General features: G+C 71.2%; 16 protein-coding genes and 5 tRNA genes. 16 read left to right on the forward strand and 5 right to left on the reverse strand.

Annotation, left to right across the window (positions count from 1 at the left end):
• The gene (locus ACGF1Z_RS25045) at window positions 1-3,690 is read right to left on the reverse strand and encodes a nitrate- and nitrite sensing domain-containing protein (protein ID WP_393007563.1); all 3,690 of its coding nucleotides are present in this window, start codon (window positions 3,688-3,690) and stop codon (window positions 1-3) included.
• 587 nt (window positions 3,691-4,277) lie between these two features.
• Here ACGF1Z_RS25045 and ACGF1Z_RS25050 point away from each other — a divergent pair.
• The 9 genes from ACGF1Z_RS25050 to ACGF1Z_RS25090 all read left to right on the forward strand — a co-directional run bounded on the left by ACGF1Z_RS25050 (window position 4,278) and on the right by ACGF1Z_RS25090 (window position 8,273).
• Entirely contained in the window at window positions 4,278-4,481 is a 204-nt protein-coding gene (locus tag ACGF1Z_RS25050) for a hypothetical protein (RefSeq protein ID WP_393007565.1), read from the forward strand.
• A gap of 151 nt (window positions 4,482-4,632) precedes the next feature.
• Window positions 4,633-5,418 carry a fumarylacetoacetate hydrolase family protein gene (locus ACGF1Z_RS25055; RefSeq protein ID WP_393007567.1) on the forward strand — a complete coding sequence of 262 codons (786 nt, stop codon included), beginning with the start codon at window positions 4,633-4,635 and terminating at the stop codon, window positions 5,416-5,418.
• Window positions 5,411-6,886: a glutamate--tRNA ligase gene (gene gltX / locus ACGF1Z_RS25060; RefSeq protein ID WP_393007569.1), complete on the forward strand. Its 1,476-nt coding sequence runs from the start codon at window positions 5,411-5,413 to the stop codon at window positions 6,884-6,886. The genes ACGF1Z_RS25055 and gltX overlap by 8 nt, the downstream gene beginning before the upstream one ends.
• A 61-nt stretch (window positions 6,887-6,947) precedes the next feature.
• On the forward strand, window positions 6,948-7,670 hold the full coding sequence (locus ACGF1Z_RS25065; RefSeq protein ID WP_393007571.1) for an HAD family hydrolase: 723 nt from the start codon (window positions 6,948-6,950) through the stop codon (window positions 7,668-7,670).
• A gap of 95 nt (window positions 7,671-7,765) precedes the next feature.
• A tRNA-Gln gene (locus tag ACGF1Z_RS25070) sits at window positions 7,766-7,837 on the forward strand.
• A gap of 42 nt (window positions 7,838-7,879) precedes the next feature.
• Window positions 7,880-7,952: transfer RNA gene (locus ACGF1Z_RS25075), tRNA-Glu, on the forward strand.
• 61 nt (window positions 7,953-8,013) lie between these two features.
• A tRNA-Glu gene (locus tag ACGF1Z_RS25080) sits at window positions 8,014-8,089 on the forward strand.
• An 18-nt stretch (window positions 8,090-8,107) separates the two neighbouring features.
• A tRNA-Gln gene (locus ACGF1Z_RS25085) sits at window positions 8,108-8,179 on the forward strand.
• A gap of 18 nt (window positions 8,180-8,197) precedes the next feature.
• Window positions 8,198-8,273 (forward strand) — tRNA-Glu (locus ACGF1Z_RS25090).
• Between the two features lie 148 nt (window positions 8,274-8,421).
• Here ACGF1Z_RS25090 and ndgR read toward each other — a convergent pair.
• Window positions 8,422-9,138 carry an IclR family transcriptional regulator NdgR gene (gene ndgR / locus ACGF1Z_RS25095; protein ID WP_005311436.1) on the reverse strand — a complete coding sequence of 239 codons (717 nt, stop codon included), beginning with the start codon at window positions 9,136-9,138 and terminating at the stop codon, window positions 8,422-8,424.
• A gap of 140 nt (window positions 9,139-9,278) precedes the next feature.
• Here ndgR and leuC point away from each other — a divergent pair, with 140 nt between their 5' ends.
• The 4 genes from leuC to ACGF1Z_RS25115 all read left to right on the forward strand — a co-directional run bounded on the left by leuC (window position 9,279) and on the right by ACGF1Z_RS25115 (window position 12,459).
• The gene (leuC, locus tag ACGF1Z_RS25100; RefSeq protein ID WP_393007573.1) at window positions 9,279-10,703 is read left to right on the forward strand and encodes a 3-isopropylmalate dehydratase large subunit; all 1,425 of its coding nucleotides are present in this window, start codon (window positions 9,279-9,281) and stop codon (window positions 10,701-10,703) included.
• A 6-nt stretch (window positions 10,704-10,709) separates the two neighbouring features.
• Window positions 10,710-11,303 (forward strand): 3-isopropylmalate dehydratase small subunit, encoded by a 594-nt coding sequence (gene leuD, locus ACGF1Z_RS25105; protein ID WP_393007575.1) that lies wholly within the window; start codon window positions 10,710-10,712, stop codon window positions 11,301-11,303.
• 104 nt (window positions 11,304-11,407) lie between these two features.
• Window positions 11,408-11,635: a hypothetical protein gene (locus ACGF1Z_RS25110; protein ID WP_365348999.1), complete on the forward strand. Its 228-nt coding sequence runs from the start codon at window positions 11,408-11,410 to the stop codon at window positions 11,633-11,635.
• Between the two features lie 143 nt (window positions 11,636-11,778).
• Window positions 11,779-12,459 (forward strand): HU family DNA-binding protein, encoded by a 681-nt coding sequence (locus ACGF1Z_RS25115; RefSeq protein WP_393007578.1) that lies wholly within the window; start codon window positions 11,779-11,781, stop codon window positions 12,457-12,459.
• 69 nt (window positions 12,460-12,528) lie between these two features.
• Here ACGF1Z_RS25115 and ACGF1Z_RS25120 read toward each other — a convergent pair whose 3' ends face one another.
• Together ACGF1Z_RS25120 and cofC are read right to left on the reverse strand one after the other, a co-directional pair.
• A complete protein-coding gene (locus ACGF1Z_RS25120) occupies window positions 12,529-12,732 on the reverse strand; it encodes a hypothetical protein (protein WP_393007580.1) in 204 nt (67 codons plus the stop codon).
• 10 nt (window positions 12,733-12,742) lie between these two features.
• Window positions 12,743-13,426: a 2-phospho-L-lactate guanylyltransferase gene (cofC, locus tag ACGF1Z_RS25125; RefSeq protein ID WP_393007582.1), complete on the reverse strand. Its 684-nt coding sequence runs from the start codon at window positions 13,424-13,426 to the stop codon at window positions 12,743-12,745.
• 125 nt (window positions 13,427-13,551) lie between these two features.
• Here cofC and ACGF1Z_RS25130 point away from each other — a divergent pair, with 125 nt between their 5' ends.
• The 3 genes from ACGF1Z_RS25130 (at window position 13,552) to ACGF1Z_RS25140 (ending at window position 16,520) form a co-directional block, all read left to right on the forward strand.
• On the forward strand, window positions 13,552-14,304 hold the full coding sequence (locus tag ACGF1Z_RS25130) for a lysophospholipid acyltransferase family protein (RefSeq protein WP_393007584.1): 753 nt from the start codon (window positions 13,552-13,554) through the stop codon (window positions 14,302-14,304).
• Window positions 14,301-15,302 carry an NAD(P)H-dependent glycerol-3-phosphate dehydrogenase gene (locus ACGF1Z_RS25135; protein ID WP_393007586.1) on the forward strand — a complete coding sequence of 334 codons (1,002 nt, stop codon included), beginning with the start codon at window positions 14,301-14,303 and terminating at the stop codon, window positions 15,300-15,302. Before ACGF1Z_RS25130 ends, ACGF1Z_RS25135 begins: the two co-directional genes overlap by 4 nt.
• A gap of 78 nt (window positions 15,303-15,380) precedes the next feature.
• Window positions 15,381-16,520 (forward strand): D-alanine--D-alanine ligase family protein, encoded by a 1,140-nt coding sequence (locus tag ACGF1Z_RS25140; RefSeq protein WP_393007588.1) that lies wholly within the window; start codon window positions 15,381-15,383, stop codon window positions 16,518-16,520.
• 205 nt (window positions 16,521-16,725) lie between these two features.
• Here the strand turns inward: ACGF1Z_RS25140 and ACGF1Z_RS25145 are convergent, their stop codons facing one another.
• Window positions 16,726-17,205: a DUF3515 domain-containing protein gene (locus ACGF1Z_RS25145; RefSeq protein ID WP_393007861.1), complete on the reverse strand. Its 480-nt coding sequence runs from the start codon at window positions 17,203-17,205 to the stop codon at window positions 16,726-16,728.
• Between the last annotated feature and the right edge of the window lie 10 nt (window positions 17,206-17,215).

Consider the following 17,215-nt stretch of genomic DNA (forward strand, 5'->3'; position numbering starts at 1 on the left):
CTAACGCTCCTGCTGCTGGGTCGGACCGACATGGAAGGAACCCGTGGTGGAGTTGCCCGCCTGACGGCCCTGCTGGATACCGCGACGCAGATTGGTGAGTCGGCCGCGGACGTCGTCGGGTGCGCGGGACACCTGGGGGCCGGCCGTGTTGGCCTGCTCCTGGGCGGTCCCGGGCACGAGGTTGGCCCGCGGCACGCGCCGCGGAAGCCCTGAGGTGGTCACGCCGCCGGCCGCGGGCTTGCGCACCCGCTCGGCCTGGCGCACCAGCTCGTCGTTGGGCGAGGGCCGCCAGGCGGCCCCGCCGTTCTGCCGGCCGGCGTCGGGCTGCTGCGGGGCAGTCGTCCCGGGCCGCTGCGGGGCGGAGGTCCCCGGGCGCTGCGGGGCCGAGGTGCCGGGGCGCTGCGGAACCGCGGGGCTCTGCATCGTGCGCTCGGCGTCCGGGGCACCCTGGGCCGGCGCCTGGGGGGCGTGTCCCTGCTGCGGGGCCTGAGCGGGCGCCTGGCCCTGCTCCTGGCGGAACCAGTTGGTCTCCAGCGTGTCGTACAGCGGGGTACGCCCGTCACCTGCGCCCGCCGCCGGCAGTGCCTCCGGCTGACGCGGCTGCTGGAGCTGCGGCTGCTGCGGCTGCTGCGGCTGCTGGTTCGCCGTGCGCTGGCGCGGGGCCGGGGACTGCGGGGCCTGCGCCTGCGGGACGTAGGGCTGCTGGCCGTACGGCTGCTGCGGGGCATGCTGGGGCGCCTGCTGCGGAGCACCGAAGTCGGGCCGCGGGAACTGCGCGGTGGACGCCGGGTCCTGGGCGCCGCCCTGGTAGCCCTGCGGGGCCTGCTGCGGCGCACCGAAGTCCGGGCGCGGGAACTGGCCCGTGGAACCGGGACCGTCGGGCTGCGCGTAACGGCCCGTGTTCTCCGGCTCCTCGTGACCCCGCGGCGCGTCCAGCGGCGACATGTCCTGCTGCGGCCGGCGGACCGGCTGCGCCTGCTCGTTGCCCCAGCTCGCGGCCTGCGGACGCTGCTGCTGGCTGCTGCCGCCGGGGAGCTCGGCGCGCGGGTAGTCGCCCTGCTGGGGCTGCGACGGGGGCCGGCCGCCGCCCCAGACGTCCGTACGCGACGGGATCGCGCTCTGCGCGCCGCCGACGAAGCCGCCGGGCGCACCCGGGCCGGGCCGCTGGGGGTCCTGCGGTACGGGCGGGAGCTGAGCGGTCTGCGGGTTCTGGTTCTGGTTCTGCGCCTGGGCGGGCGCGGGAGTCTGCGGGCGCTCCTGGAACAGGTTGGGGCCGTTCTGGCCACCGCCCTGGCCCTGCGGGCCGTTCGGGCGCTGGGCGCCGTCCCGGCCGGGCAGCGCGCCGCGGGTCGCGGCGGCACCGAGCCGGCCGCCGGGCGCGGACGGGGCACCGCCCGGACGTCCGCCGGGGGCTCCGGGGCCGCCGGCCGCGCCGGGGCCACCGGTGAGCAGGCCGCCCGGGGCGCCGGCGCCCTGCGGCACGGCACCCTGGCCGCCCGCACCGGGCTTCGGCGCGGGCTTCTTGCCGCCGTGGGCGACGTCGACCGGGAGCATGACGAGCGCGGTGGTGCCGCCCGAGTCGGACGGGCGCAGCTGGATCCGGATGCCGTGTCGCAGGGACAGGCGGCCGACCACGAACAGACCCATGCGGCGGGAGACCGAGACGTCCACGGTGGGCGGCGAGGCGAGCCGCTCGTTGATCGCGGCGAGGTCCTCGGGGGAGAGGCCGATGCCGGTGTCGTGGATCTCGACCAGCACGCGGCCGTCGGGCAGGGCGTGACCGGTGACGCGGACCTTGGTCTGCGGCGAGGAGAACGAGGTGGCGTTCTCGAGGAGCTCGGCGAGCAGGTGCACGAGGTCGTTGACGACGCGGCCGGCGACGTCCGTCGCGGGGACGGCGGCCAGCTCGATGCGCTCGTACTGCTCCACCTCGGAGGCGGCGGCGCGCAGGACGTCGACCAGCGGGACCGGGCGGGTCCAGCGGCGGCCGGGCTCTTCGCCGGCGAGAACGAGGAGGTTCTCACCGTTACGGCGCATGCGGGTCGCGAGGTGGTCGAGCTTGAAGAGCGAGGACAGCTGGTCCGGGTCGGCCTCGCGGGACTCCAGCTCGGAGATGAGCGAGAGCTGGCGCTGGATAAGACCCTGGGAGCGGCGCGAGAGGTTGGTGAACATCGCGTTGACGTTGCCCCGGAGGAGGGCCTGCTCGGCGGCGAGGCGGACGGCCTCGCGGTGCACGTCGTCGAAGGCCGCGGCCACCTGGCCGATCTCGTCCCGGGAGTGCACACCGACGGACTCGACGGAGGTGTCGACGTCCTGCGGGTCGGTCTCGGAGAGCTGCTTGACGAGCTCGGGCAGACGTTCCTGGGCGACCTTGGTCGCGGTGTCCTGGAGCCGGCGCAGCGAGCGGATCATGGACCGGGCCACGACGAAGGCGCCGACGAGGGAGACGCCGAGGACGAGGAGGATCAGGGCACCGTTGATGATGGCGTCGCGCTGCGACTCCTGGCGCAGCTCACGGGCCTTGGTCTCCATCTCGCCCAGCAGCGTGGCCTCGATGGTCTTCATGGCACGCATCTTGGTGCCGTACTCGTCGGTGAAGTTCAGGTGACCGCGCTTGACGTCCGGCAGGCCGCGGTCGGACTTCAGCATCCGCTCGGCGTAGTTGTCGGCCGCCTCGATGGACGGGTTGCCGTTGGTCAGCGAGGCGGTGAGCTCCTCGGCGTCGCCGCCGGTCGACTCGTAGATCGCCCGGAAGGACTTGAACTCGTCGGTCTCACTGTTCTGCGCGGCGTCACCGTAGAGGCGGTCACCGAGCTGCAGGCTGGCCGGACGGCTGTCGTTCGGGGGCAGCGCGGCGGCGATGATCGCCTGCTGGATGGAGGCGTACTCCTTGGCGGACGAGAACGCGGCGAGCGCACGGGTCCGCTTGATCATCTCCGGGTTGCTGGTGGCCTGCGCCATGTCCTGGGACAGGCTGAGCAGGGAGCGGATCAGGCGGCTGTAGGCCTCGACCGTCACCGAGTGGGCGACGTCCTTCTCGTAGGCCTTGGTGCGGATCGCGCCCAGCTGGCTGACCTGCGAGGCGATCTGGCTGACGTTCTGCCGGATGCTGCGCAGCGACTCGTCGTCCTCGACGGTCGGGATGTCGTTGGTCGCGTCGAGGAAGGCCCGGTACGCGCGGTCGGCCTTCTTGCGCGGGTTGGAGACCTGGTAGTCCCCGGGGGAGTTGCCGTTGGCGAGCGGACCGGCGGAGAGGTCGCGCTCCTCCTGGAGCGCCTCCGCGAAGTTGGTGGCCTCCTTGGTCAGCTTGGTGAGCAGCTGCATGTTGTCCAGCTGCTCCATGTCCTGCAAGGACTCGCTGATACGGATGCCACCGAGGCTGGTCGCCGCGACCACGGGGAGGGTCAGCAGGGCGACCAGGCGGGTGGAGATGCGCCAGTTGCGCAGCGCTATTCGGGGCCCGACCTGGTTCTCGGTCTTGAGCGCGGGCAGCGCGGCCTGCTCGGCCGCGGCGTCGGCCGCGGTTCCGCGCGTGGCGTCGCCGCCGTCGCCCTTCCCGTTCTTCTGGGGGTGCGAGGCCGGGGAACCGTGATGGGTCCCGGCACGCGGCTCCTGCTCCGCCGGAGCTTCCCCTCGGCCCTTGCGGGCCTGGGAAGAGCCCGTGCCATCCCTCTTGAAACGTCCCTGCACTAGCGTCGCAACCTCTGGACCAGGCGTCCTTCCGGATGAACGGAGAGGACGGTGTCGGCGTCTCGGGGCGCAGGTGCACCCCAGTGGTGGTCGTCGGTGACCGGCGCGGATCCCCCTGTCTCCCGTCACTCGGCCGGCGCTGCGTTGCGCCCCTTGCGCGTCGGCCTCAAACCCGCGACGGTGCGTGGAATTCCAGCACAGTGCCGGATCTCCAACAAGAGCCGTGGGGCGCGTCGCGAAGGGGATGACAACGTGTGCCCGGCGTGTCACCCCATGTAGAAGATGATCGTGGAGAAAACGGTCTTTTCCGTGCGGAACGGCAGGGGGAGAGGGGTGTCCCAGTCGCCATGATCAGGAGCGGAATGGCGCATTCAATAGCGGAATGTCCGTTTCGGTAACCTCTCGTGCCGGTACGTAATGCCCGGATTGTGCCCCGCGTGGTGAGCAAACTCACACGTAGTTCGTTGGATCGGGCAGGCAATCGAAGGGGATTGCATGTTTAGCCTGACGCTTTGACAAGATGGGGTGCTCCGCCTGCGCGGCCGCGTGGGCGCCCCCACCGCAGACAAAAAGGGTCCGACACCGCGATGAAGACGACGCCCGCACGCACCACGGCCAACCCCCGGCGCTCCACCCTCGTCCACCTCGCGGACGCCGCGCAGCTGGACCGGGGAGCCCTGCCCGAGTACGCCGCCGAACTCCCGGGCACCACGGCCAACCCGCGTCGCACGATCCTCATGCAGCCCCCGGCCCCCTACCAGCCGCAGCCCTTCGCCTCGGCGACCCGCTGACCCGGACGGCGCCCGTCCGGCCCGCCCGGTGCCGGTACATCCGCCCGTCCGGCCCGCCCGGTGCCGGTATATCCGCCGGTCCGCCGCCCCCTGCCGCGTTAGCCTGGAGCGTCAGACTCCAGCCAGTAGCAAGTGAGGGGCGACAGCACTCGTGCGCATCGCCAGATTCTCCATCGACGGCAATGTCGCCTTCGGCGCCGTCGAGGGCGAGGGAACCGTCGAGTCCGGCGGCCTGGTCCTCGACATCATCAAGGGCATCCCGTACACCGACTTCGAGCTCAGCGGCACGAAGGTCCCGCTGAGCAAGGTCCGGCTGCTGCCGCCGGTGCTCCCCAACAAGGTCGTGGCCGTCACCCGCAACTACGCGGAACACGCCAGGGAGCTCGGCAACGAGGTCCCCGAGGTCCCCGTCACCTTCTTCAAGCCCACGACCTCGGTCATCGGCTCCGGCGACGCCATCGAGTACCCCTCCTTCTCCCACGAGCTGCACCACGAGGCCGAACTGGCCGTGGTCATCGGCCGCATGTGCCGCGAGGTTCCGCGCGAGCGCGTCAAGGACGTCGTCTTCGGCTACACCTGTGCCAACGACGTCACCGCCCGCGACGTCCAGAAGCGCGAGGCCCAGTGGGCCCGCGCCAAGGGCTTCGACACCTCCTGCCCGCTGGGCCCCTGGGTGGAGACCGACCTCGACCCGAGCGACCTGACCATCCAGGCCACGGTCAACGGACAGCAGCGCCAGCTCGGTCGTACGAGCGACATGGTCCGCTCCGTCGAGGACCTGATCGTCCACATCTCCGAGGCCATGACGCTGCTCCCCGGCGACGTCGTCCTCACCGGCACCCCCGCCGGGGTCGGCCCCCTCAACGTCGGCGACGAGGTCGCCGTCACCATCGAAGGCATCGGCACTCTCACCAACAGGGTGATCAAGCGTGGCTAACGCGAACGTCCGCGTACGTTTCTGTCCCTCCCCGACCGGCAACCCCCACGTGGGCCTGGTCCGCACCGCTCTCTTCAACTGGGCCTTCGCCCGGCACAACCAGGGCACCATGGTCTTCCGCATCGAGGACACCGACGCGGCGCGCGACTCCGAGGAGTCGTACGACCAGCTGCTCGACTCGCTGCGCTGGCTCGGTCTCGACTGGGACGAGGGCCCCGAGACCGGCGGCCCGCACGCGCCCTACCGGCAGTCCCAGCGGATGGACATCTACCGGGACGTCGCCGACAAGCTGCTCGCCGGCGGATACGCGTACCACTGCTACTGCACCGCCACCGAGCTCGACGAGCGCCGCGAGGCCGCCCGCGCCGCCGGCCGTCCCTCCGGCTACGACGGCCACTGCCGCGAGCTCACCGCCGGGCAGGTCGAGGTCTACCGGGCCGAGGGCCGCGAGGCGATCGTCCGCTTCCGCATGCCCGACGAGCCGATCACCTTCACCGACCTCGTCCGCGGCGAGCTCACCTTCACCCCGGACAACGTCCCGGACTACGGCATCGTGCGCGCCAACGGCGCCCCGCTGTACACCCTGGTCAACCCGGTCGACGACGCCCTGATGGAGATCACCCACGTTCTGCGCGGCGAGGACCTGCTCTCCTCCACCCCGCGGCAGATCGCGCTCTACAAGGCGCTGATCGAGCTCGGCGTCGCCAAGGAGATCCCGGCCTTCGGTCACCTGCCGTACGTCATGGGCGAGGGCAACAAGAAGCTCTCCAAGCGCGACCCGCAGGCGTCCCTCAACCTCTACCGGGAGCGCGGCTTCCTGCCCGAGGGCCTGCTCAACTACCTCTCCCTCCTCGGCTGGTCCTTCTCGGCCGACCAGGACCTCTTCACCATCCCGGAGATGGTCGAGAAGTTCGACATCGCGGACGTCAACGCCAACCCGGCCCGCTTCGACCTCAAGAAGGCCGAGTCCATCAACGCGGACCACATCCGCATGCTGGACGTGAAGGACTTCACCGCGGCCTGCGAGCCCTGGCTGAACGCCCCGCACGCGAACTGGGCCCCGGAGGACTTCGACCGGGCCGCCTGGGAGGCCATCGCCCCCTACGCCCAGACCCGCCTGACCGTCCTGTCGGACATCACGGCCAACGTCGACTTCCTCTTCCTGAAGGAGCCGGTCCTCGACCAGCCCTCGTGGGACAAGGCGATGAAGGGCGAGCCGGCCGCGCTCCTCGCCACGGCCCGCGAGAAGCTCGTGGCCGCCGACTGGAACGACCCGGAGTCCCTGAAGAACGCGGTCCTGGCCGCCGGCGAGGCCCACGGCCTCAAGCTCGGCAAGGCCCAGGCCCCGGTCCGGGTCGCCGTCACCGGCCGCACGGTCGGCCTGCCGCTCTTCGAGTCCCTCCAGATCCTGGGCCGGGACAGGACCCTCGCCCGCATCGACGCGGCCCTGGCGAAGCTCGCCGCCTGATCCGCGCCGTACACACCGGTACCCCCGTCCCGCACCCCGGGACGGGGGTACCGTCGTCTGCATGACCATCCGCGCGGTGCTCTGGGACATCGACGACACGATCTTCGACTACGCGAGCGCCGACCGGGCCGGGATGCGGGCCCATCTCGCGGCCGAGGGGCTGCTCGGCGCGTACGGCTCCGTCGACGAGGCCCTGCGGCGCTGGAAGGAGCTCACGGAGCTGCACTGGCGCCGCTACGAGACCGAGGGCGGGGACTTCCGGAACCAGCGGCGCGGCCGGGTGCGGGACTTCCTCGGGCGGCCGGAGCTCACCGCCGCGGAGGCCGACGACTGGTTCGACCGCTACGTGGTCCACTACGAGGCCGCCTGGGAGCTGTTTCCCGACACCGTGCCCGTCCTCGACCTGCTGGCCCGTGACTACCGTCACGGCGTGCTGTCCAACTCCAGCATCCACAACCAGGAGCACAAGCTCCGCACCCTGGGCCTGCGGGACCGCTTCGAGGCCGTGCTGTGCGCCGCCGAGCTCGGGGTGGCCAAGCCGGCCCCGGAGGCCTTCCACGCCGCCTGCGCCGCCCTTGACCTGCGTCCCCACCAGGTGGCGTACGTGGGGGACCAGCCGGACATCGACGCCCGGGGCGCGGTGGAGGCGGGCCTGCGGGGGATCTGGCTGGACCGCGCGGGGACCGGCGGAAGGCCCGAGCTGACCCGGATCACCGACCTCCTCCAGCTGCCCGGGCTGCTGCGTGCGGATACGCGTTTTGGAGCACCGTCCACCTTCGGGTAATGTTCTTCCTGCGCCGAGGGGAACGGGCCGAAAGGCCGGAAAGCCCCGGAAGCGCAAGCCGAGCAGGATCCCTTCTCGAAGTGATCACGTTCCGGTGGCCTATGGTGTAATTGGCAGCACGACTGATTCTGGTTCAGTTAGTCTTGGTTCGAGTCCAGGTAGGCCAGCTCGCAGAGCTCATCTGCAAAACCGTGGATGGCATCCACAAAGCCCCCGTTGTGTAGCGGCCTAGCACGCCGCCCTCTCAAGGCGGTAGCGCCGGTTCGAATCCGGTCGGGGGTACAGATCCTTCCCGCGGGATCACTTGGGTAGCTCCCGGTGAACCCGATGCAGGATCGCTAGGGCCCCCGTTGTGTAGCGGCCTAGCACGCCGCCCTCTCAAGGCGGTAGCGCCGGTTCGAATCCGGTCGGGGGTACCAACTGGTCTAAGCCACCAGTGGCCTATGGTGTAATTGGCAGCACGACTGATTCTGGTTCAGTTAGTCTTGGTTCGAGTCCAGGTAGGCCAGCGGATCTTTTGAGATCTTGCCCCCGTTGTGTAGCGGCCTAGCACGCCGCCCTCTCAAGGCGGTAGCGCCGGTTCGAATCCGGTCGGGGGTACCAGACGAAGAAGCCCTTCCCTTCGGGGGAGGGCTTCTTCGCCGTTTCCGGCGCGGCGGCACGGTCCGCACAACTCCGGCCCACCGCTGCGGCGTTGGAGCGGTGGGCCGGGATCGGACGGGTTGTGCGGAGGAAGAGGGAGCGGGTCGGGTCAGCCGTTGCGGCGGAGGGCCTCGGACAGGCGCGCGGCCGCGTCGATGACCGCCTGGGCGTGCATCCGGCCCGGGTGGCGGGTCAGGCGCTCGATCGGGCCCGAGACCGACACGGCGGCCACCACGCGGTTCGAGGGGCCGCGTACGGGCGCGGAGACGGACGCGACGCCCGGCTCGCGCTCGCCGATCGACTGGGCCCAGCCGCGGCGCCGTACGCCCGACAGGGCCGTCGCCGTGAAGCGGGCGCCCTGCAGGCCGCGGTGCAGCCGCTCGGGCTCCTCCCAGGCCATGAGGATCTGCGCGGAGGAGCCGGCCTTCATGGTCAGCGTGGAGCCGACCGGAACGGTGTCCCGCAGTCCGGACAGGCGCTCGGCCGCCGCCACGCAGATCCGCATGTCGCCCTGGCGCCGGTACAGCTGGGCGCTCTCGCCCGTCACGTCGCGCAGGTGCGTCAGCACCGGCCCGGCGGTCGCGAGCAGGCGGTCCTCGCCGGCCGCGGCCGCGAGCTCCGCGAGCCGCGGTCCGAGGATGAACCGGCCCTGCATGTCGCGGGCCACCATCCGGTGGTGTTCCAAAGCCACGGCGAGTCGGTGTGCCGTGGGTCGTGCGAGTCCCGTCGCCGCGACCAGACCTGCGAGGGTGGCCGGACCGGACTCCAGGGCGCTCAGGACAAGGGCTGCCTTGTCGAGAACGCCTACGCCGCTAGAGTTGTCCATGCAACGATATTCGCGTCTCACTCTGTGAAACGCAAGTTCAATTTTCCGAGGAACTTGTCACTCTGGTGGGGCGGCCGCACAACGGCCCGCCAAACGGGTCTCTAGTGGTGCCGGCGCAGCCGCCGGCCGGAGGGAAAGCGATGGGTAGGACACTCGCGGAGAAGGTCTGGGACGACCATGTCGTCCGGCGCGCCGAAGGCGAGCCCGACCTCCTCTTCATCGATCTGCACCTGCTGCACGAGGTGACCAGCCCCCAGGCCTTCGACGGTCTCCGGCAGAACGGCCGGCAGGTGCGGCGCCTCGACCTCACCATCGCCACCGAGGACCACAACACCCCGACCCTCGACATCGACAAGCCGATCGCCGACCCGGTCTCCCGTGCCCAGTTGGAGACCCTGCGCAAGAACTGCGCAGAGTTCGGCGTCCGCCTGCACCCGCTGGGCGACGTCGAGCAGGGTGTCGTCCACGTCGTGGGACCGCAGCTGGGCCTGACCCAGCCGGGCATGACGGTGGTCTGCGGCGACTCGCACACCTCCACGCACGGCGCCTTCGGCGGTCTGGCCTTCGGCATCGGCACCAGCCAGGTCGAGCACGTCCTGGCCACCCAGACGCTGCCCATGGCCCGCCCGAAGACCATGGCCATCACGGTGAACGGCGAGCTGCCCGAGGACGTCACGGCCAAGGACCTGATCCTGGCGATCATCGCCCGGATCGGCACCGGCGGCGGCCAGGGCTACGTCCTGGAGTACCGCGGATCCGCCATCGAGAAGCTCTCGATGGAGGCCCGGATGACCATCTGCAACATGTCCATCGAGGCCGGCGCCCGTGCGGGCATGATCGCCCCCGACCGGACCACCTACGACTACCTGGAGGGCCGTGCCCACGCCCCCAAGGGCGAGGACTGGGACGCCGCCGTCGCGTACTGGGAGACGCTGAAGTCGGACGAGGACGCGGTCTTCGACGCCGAGGTCGTCATCGAGGCCGCCGAGCTGGCCCCGTTCGTGACCTGGGGCACCAACCCCGGCCAGGGCGCCCCGCTTTCGGCGAACGTCCCCGACCCGGCTTCGTACGAAGACGCTTCGGAGCGCCTGGCCGCCGAAAAGGCCCTGGAGTACATGGGGTTGACCGCCGGCCAGCCGCTGCGCGACATCCGGGTCGACACCGTCTTCGTAGGCTCCTGCACCAACGGCCGCATCGAGGACCTGCGCAACGCCGCCTCCCTGCTGGAGGGCCGCAAGGTCGCCGACGGCGTCCGCATGCTGGTCGTCCCCGGCTCGGTCCGGGTCGCCCTGCAGGCCGTCGAGGAGGGCCTGGACAAGGTCTTCAAGGAGGCCGGCGCCGAATGGCGGCACGCGGGCTGCTCGATGTGTCTGGGCATGAACCCCGACCAGCTGGCTCCCGGTGAGCGTTCCGCGTCCACCTCCAACCGCAACTTCGAGGGCCGGCAGGGCAAGGGCGGCCGCACCCACCTGGTCTCTCCCCAGGTCGCCGCCGCCACCGCCGTCCTGGGCCACCTGGCCTCCCCGGCCGATCTGTCCGACGTCGCCACCACCGCGGGGGTCTGAGGAACCATGGAAGCTTTCACCACCCACACCGGCCGCGCCGTTCCGCTGCGCCGCAGCAACGTCGACACCGACCAGATCATCCCCGCGCACTGGCTCAAGAAGGTCACCCGCGACGGCTTCGAGGACGGCCTGTTCGAGGCCTGGCGCAAGGACGAGCAGTTCGTCCTCAACCGCCCCGAGCGGCAGGGCGCCACCGTCCTGGTCGCCGGCCCCGACTTCGGCACCGGCTCCTCGCGTGAGCACGCCGTCTGGGCCCTGCAGAACTACGGCTTCAAGACCGTGATCTCCTCCCGCTTCGCCGACATCTTCCGCGGCAACTCGCTGAAGAACGGCCTGCTGACCGTCGTCCTCCCGCAGGAGACCGTCGACGCGCTGTGGGAGCTGACCGAGGCCGACCCGACCGCCGAGGTCACCGTCGACCTGGAGACCCGCAAGGTCCTCGCCCCCGGGATCGACGCCGACTTCGAGCTGGACGAGAACGCCCGCTGGCGGCTCCTGAACGGGCTGGACGACATCAGCCTCACCCTTCAGAACGAAGCGGACATCGCCGCCTACGAGGCCGGTCGACCGGCCTTCAAGCCCCGTACAATTACGGCCTGAGCAGCGCTTTTCCAGGACTGCGCCCCCCACCGTCCGGTGGGGGGCGCAGTCGCTTGTTGAGACCCCGTCGGGCGACAACTCGCCCTAGATGGCACAATCTGTGCATGGAACGCGACAGCCAACTCGAGCTCTACGAGGCAGTCGCCGCCCGATTGAAGGAAGCGCACAGAAGGGTGCGCGAACTGCAAGTCCCGGAGGGCGTAAGGATGGCGCTGTCCCGGAAGCTGCTGGTCGTGACGGCCGCGGCGAAGCACGATCTCTCGGACGCGGCAACGCGTCTGGACCGGTTGATGAAGGACCTCGACGAGGGCCGATTCCCTGAAGACGACTGACGCCAGGAACTCCGCAACGGCACTTCCGCGTTGCGGCACTAGGGTGATTAGCCCGTTTCGTGTTTGATTTGCGGTATATACATGCCTAACGTGCGAAAAAGCTTGAACACTTTCGTTCCGGCAATGTCTCCGAAGGGGAAGACGTGAACAAGGCGCAGCTCGTAGAAGCGATTGCCGACAAGATGGGTGGCCGCCAGCAGGCCGCCGACGCCGTCGACCACGTGCTCGACGCCATCGTGCGCGCCGTGGTCGGCGGGGACCGGGTCTCGGTCACCGGTTTCGGGTCGTTCGAGAAGGTCGACCGTCCCGCCCGCTACGCCCGCAACCCGCAGACGGGTGAGCGCGTGCGGGTCAAGAAGACCTCCGTTCCGCGCTTCCGTGCGGGTCAGGGCTTCAAGGACCTGGTCAGCGGCTCGAAGAAGCTCCCCAAGGGAGGCGAGGTCTCCGTCAAGAAGGCCCCGAAGGGCAGCCTCACCGGCGGTGCCGCCTCGGCGACCGTCAAGAAGGCCGCCGCGAAGAAGGCCACCACCGCCAAGAAGGCCGCCGCCAAGAAGGCGACCCCGGCGAAGAAGACGACGGCCGCGAAGAAGACCACCGCCGCCGCGAAGAAGACCACGGCGCCCGCCAAGAAGGCCACCGCCGCGAAGAAGACCACGGCCACCGCCAAGAAGGCGACCCCCGCCAAGAAGACCACCCCGGCCGCGGCCAAGAAGACCGTCGCCAAGAAGACCGCGCCGGCGAAGAAGGCCACCGCGAAGAAGGCGCCCGCCAAGAAGACGACGGCGCGCAAGACCACCGCGAAGAAGACCGCCGCGAAGAAGTAGGTCCCACGGCGGCAGCTGCGCACACGCCGGGCCGGTCTCCCCCCTGGGGGAGCCCGGCCCGCGGCGCGTCTAGAAGGTCTGCAGCGTCACCAGCGTGATCCGCAGGGCGGCACCCTCGCCCTCCGTCTCGATCCGCACCCGCTGCCCCGGACGCAGCAGTCGCAGCCCGCCCGCCTCGAAGGCCTCGGACCCGAAGTCCACCGGGGTGCCGTCGTCGAGCAGCACACTGCCGCTGCGGGTCTCGGAGTCGTACGTGTACGCGGTCGCCTGCATGCCCGGCAGCCTATCCGGCCGCGGACACCCACCGGGCGGCCGTCCGCGGCCCCACGCCCAGCGCCACCGCGGCCGCCAGATCGTCCCCGGTGTCCACGTCCCGGCGCACGGAATCCACTCCGGTCAGCCGGATTTCCACCGCCCCCGAGGACAAATGCCGACGCCGTGAAGCCCCTCCGAATGCCGGTTCCAATTCCACTCCCGGGTTCGCCGAGAGGAATGTCGTACCTATTTCGGCGGCATCGGAGAGAAATGCCCGCGGAAATTGTCCGGCCACCCCGAGGACCCGGGCCAGCTCGGCCGGCCGGAGCGCCGGAAGGTCCGCGTTCAGGGCCGCCACCCGCGCCCGCGGGCGCAGCGCCCGTACCGCACGGGTCCCGTGCGCGAGGGCCTCGTTGAGGCCGGCGTCCGGCAGGTCCGGCACGATCCGCGCCCCCAGGGCCGCCAGCGCCGCCGCGGCGGCCGGATCGTCCGTGACGACCGCCACATCCCGCACCCCCGGGCAGGCCAGCGCCGCGGCCACGGTGTCCTCGGCGAAGGCGAGCGCCAACCGTCCCCGCAGCAGGCCGCCCACCGCGGGGCCCAGCCTGCTCTTGGCGCGCGCCAGCGGCTTCAGGGGGACGACCAGGGACCAGTCGTCGGAGGCGGTGTCGGCCACGTACGCGGCCGCGGTGTCGTCGGCGTAGCTCGTCATCGCGCCCCATTCTGTCCCGCCCGCGCGATCCGCCCGAGCCCCGGGGCGTACGGTGTCCTCGACAGGCCAGGAGCAGGAGGCGACACTTGACCCCCCTGCGCACCCGTCCGGAGAAAGGTGTCCGAGTGTCCCGCCGCAGAATCGGCTTCTGGTACCGCCTGGCGGCGGTCATCGCCAAACCCCCGCTGGTGATGCTGTTCAAGCGGGACTGGCGCGGAACGGAGCACATCCCGGCCGAAGGCGGCTTCATCACCGCGGTGAACCACAACTCGTACCTGGACCCGCTGTCCTACGCGCACTACCAGTACAACACCGGGCGCGTCCCCCGCTTCCTCGCCAAGGCCGCCCTCTTCAAGACCGGCTTCGTCGGCACCATGCTCCGCAACACCGGCCAGATCCCCGTCTACCGCGAGACCACCGACGCCCTGGACGCCTTCCGGTCCGCCGTCGACGCCATCGAGCGCGGCGAGTGCGTGGCCTTCTACCCCGAGGGCACCCTCACCCGGGACCCCGACATGTGGCCGATGGCCGGCAAGACCGGCGCCGCCCGCGTCGCCCTGCTCACCAAGGCCCCCGTCATCCCGGTCGCCCAGTGGGGCGCCAACCTCGCGATGCCGCCGTACGCCAAGGAGAACAAGTTCCGGCTCTGGCCGCGCAAGACCCTGATCGTCCAGGCCGGTCCGCCGGTCGACCTCTCCCGCTTCCACGGCCTGGACCCGACGCCCGACGTGCTGCGCGAGGCCACCGAGGAGATCATGGCGGCCATCACCCGGATCCTGGAGGAGGTCCGGGGCGAGAAGGCCCCGGCCGAGCCCTACGACCACCGCAAGGCCCGGCAGGAGCAGCGCCGCAAGGCCGCCGAGGAAGGCAAGAAGTGACCAAGGCAGCCGTCTTCGGCAACGGATCCTGGGGCACCGCCTTCGCGATGGTGCTCGCCGACGCGGGCTGCGAGGTGAGCCTGTGGGGCCGCCGCGCCGAACTCGCCGAGACGATCAACCGCACCGGGGCCAACCCGGACTACCTGCCCGGCATCGAACTCCCCAAGGGCATCACGGCCACCGCCGACCCGGCCGAGGCCGCCCACGGTGCCGACTTCACCGTCCTCGTGGTGCCCTCCCAGACGCTGCGCGCCAACCTCGCCGCCTGGGCGCCCGAGCTGGCCCCCGGCACCGTGCTCGTGTCCCTGATGAAGGGCATCGAACTCGGCACGGCCAAGCGGATGAGCGAGGTGATCTCGGAGGTCGCCGACGTGCCCGCCGAGCGCGTCGCCGTCCTCACCGGCCCGAACCTGGCCAAGGAGATCGCCGCCCGGCAGCCCGCCGCCGCCGTCGTCGCCTGCGCCGACGAGACGGTCGCCCAGCGCCTCCAGACCGCCTGCCTGACCCCGTACTTCCGCCCGTACACCAACACCGACGTCGTCGGCTGCGAACTCGGCGGCGCGGTCAAGAACGTCATCGGGCTCGCCGTCGGCATCGCCGACGGCATGGGCCTCGGCGACAACTCCAAGGCCACCCTCATCACCCGCGGCCTCGCCGAGACCACCCGGCTCGGCCTCGCCATGGGAGCCGACCCGCTCACCTTCTCCGGCCTCGCGGGCCTCGGCGACCTGGTCGCCACCTGCTCCTCGCCGCTCTCCCGGAACCACACCTTCGGCACCAACCTGGGCCGCGGCATGACGCTCCAGGAGACCATCGCGGCCACCAAGCAGACCGCCGAGGGCGTCAAGTCCTGCGAGTCCGTGCTCGATCTGGGCCGCCGGCACGGCGTCGACATGCCCATCACCGAGACGGTCGTCTCGATCGTCCACGAGGGCAAACCGCCGGTCGTCGCCCTCAAGGAGCTCATGTCCCGCGCGGCGAAGGCGGAACGCAGGTGACGCGCCGCTGAGCCGGACGCGCGCGGCACCCGCGGGGCGCTCAGCAGTTCGGACGCCGCAAGGTACCCTCATCGCGATATGAGCGAGAACACCCAGAGCCCCCGCAAGCCGCGCGTCGCCGTCGTCTTCGGCGGACGCAGCTCCGAGCACGCCATCTCCGTCGTCACCGCCGGTGCCGTCCTCAACGCCATCGACCGGGACAAGTACGACGTGCTGCCGATCGGCATCACCCGGGAGGGGCGCTGGGCGCTGACCGCCGACGCCCCCGAGCGGATGGCCATCGCCGACCGCGCCCTGCCGGACGTCGCCGAGCTCGCCGAGTCCGCGACCGGCGGCGTGATCCTGCCCGTCGACCCGGCCAGCCGCGAGGTCGTCCTGAGCGAGCCCGGCTCCCTGCCGCAGGCCCTCGGCGAGGTCGACGTCGTCTTCCCCATGCTGCACGGCCCCTACGGCGAGGACGGCACCCTCCAGGGCCTCCTGGAACTCTCCGGCATCCCGTACGTCGGCGCGGGCGTCCTCGCCTCCGCCGTCGGCCAGGACAAGGAGTACATGAAGCGCGTCTTCGTCTCCTTCGGCCTGCCGGTCGGCCCGTACGTCGTGGTCCGCCCCCGTGAGTGGGAGCAGAACCCGGCCGCCGCCCGGAAGAAGATCGTGGAGTTCGCCGCCGACCACGGCTGGCCGCTCTTCGTGAAGCCGGCCCGCGGCGGCTCGTCCGTGGGCATCACCAAGGTCGACGACCTCTCCGGCCTCGACGAGGCGATCGAGGAGGCCCGCCGCTTCGACCCGAAGATCATCGTCGAGGCGCTGGTCCGCGGCCGTGAGATCGAGTGCGGCGTCCTGGAGTTCGAGGACGGTCCGCGCGCGAGCGTGCCCGCCGAGATCCCGCCGGTCACGGACCACGACTTCTACGACTTCGAGGCCAAGTACATCGACTCGGCCTCCGGCATCGTGCCCGCGCCGATCGGCGACGAGGCCACCGCCGAGATCCAGCGGCTGGCCGTGCTCGCCTACGAGTCGGTGTCCTGCGAGGGCCTGGTGCGCGCCGACTTCTTCCTCACGGAGGACGGCGGCTTCGTCATCAACGAGATCAACACCATGCCGGGCTTCACGCCCATCTCCATGTACCCGCGCATGTGGCAGGAGAGCGGCGTCGGCTACCCGGAGCTCGTCGACCGGCTCATCCAGGCCGCGCTGAACCGCTCCACGGGCCTGCGCTAGGACCCGCCGACGGAACCGGGCCGGCCCCCGCGGGCCCGGTCCGGTCCCGTCAGGTCAGGGGGACGGTCCCGTCCGGTCAGGGAGACGGTCCGGTCCGGTCCGGGAGGCGGTCCGGTCCGGTCGGGGAGACGGTCCCGTCCGGTCCCGTGCCGGTCGGTGGGACGGACCCGGACCCCGGGCGGAACGGGCACGGACGCCCGCCGGGTCACAGACTCGGGGGGACGGCCTTCTTCACGGGGGCGGCGAGATCCACGAGCGGGCCCACGTCGTGCGCGTACCGCTCGTCCAGCGACACCTCGACGTACGCCTTGCGGTAGGTCGTGGTGAAGCGGGGGCCGTCGCCCTCACGCGGCTCGTAGAGCCAGTTCACGCCGTTCGCCTCGACCGCGTGCGCCTGCGGATCGTTCATCTTTTCGGGCCGGGGGACGCCGCAGCGCAGTACGATCGCCGCATCCCCCCACGCGGCGGTCAGCTCGGACTCCGGCTCGGTGCCGGTCCGCGCCAGACCCGCCACGGTGCCGGGCAGCTCCTTCGCGAGGGCACGGCAGAAGGCGGCCTCGGCCGCCGGAGGACCGGGAACCGGGACCGACGCCTTCGTGTCCGCGCGGGAGCAGCCCGCGACGGCCAGCAGCACGATGGCCGCGGCGGCGGAGGCGGGCAGACCGAAGGGCCGGTGGGAAGACATCACCGGCCAA

The organism is Streptomyces sp. NPDC048018, assembly GCF_043202995.1.
Classification (GTDB): domain Bacteria; phylum Actinomycetota; class Actinomycetes; order Streptomycetales; family Streptomycetaceae; genus Streptomyces.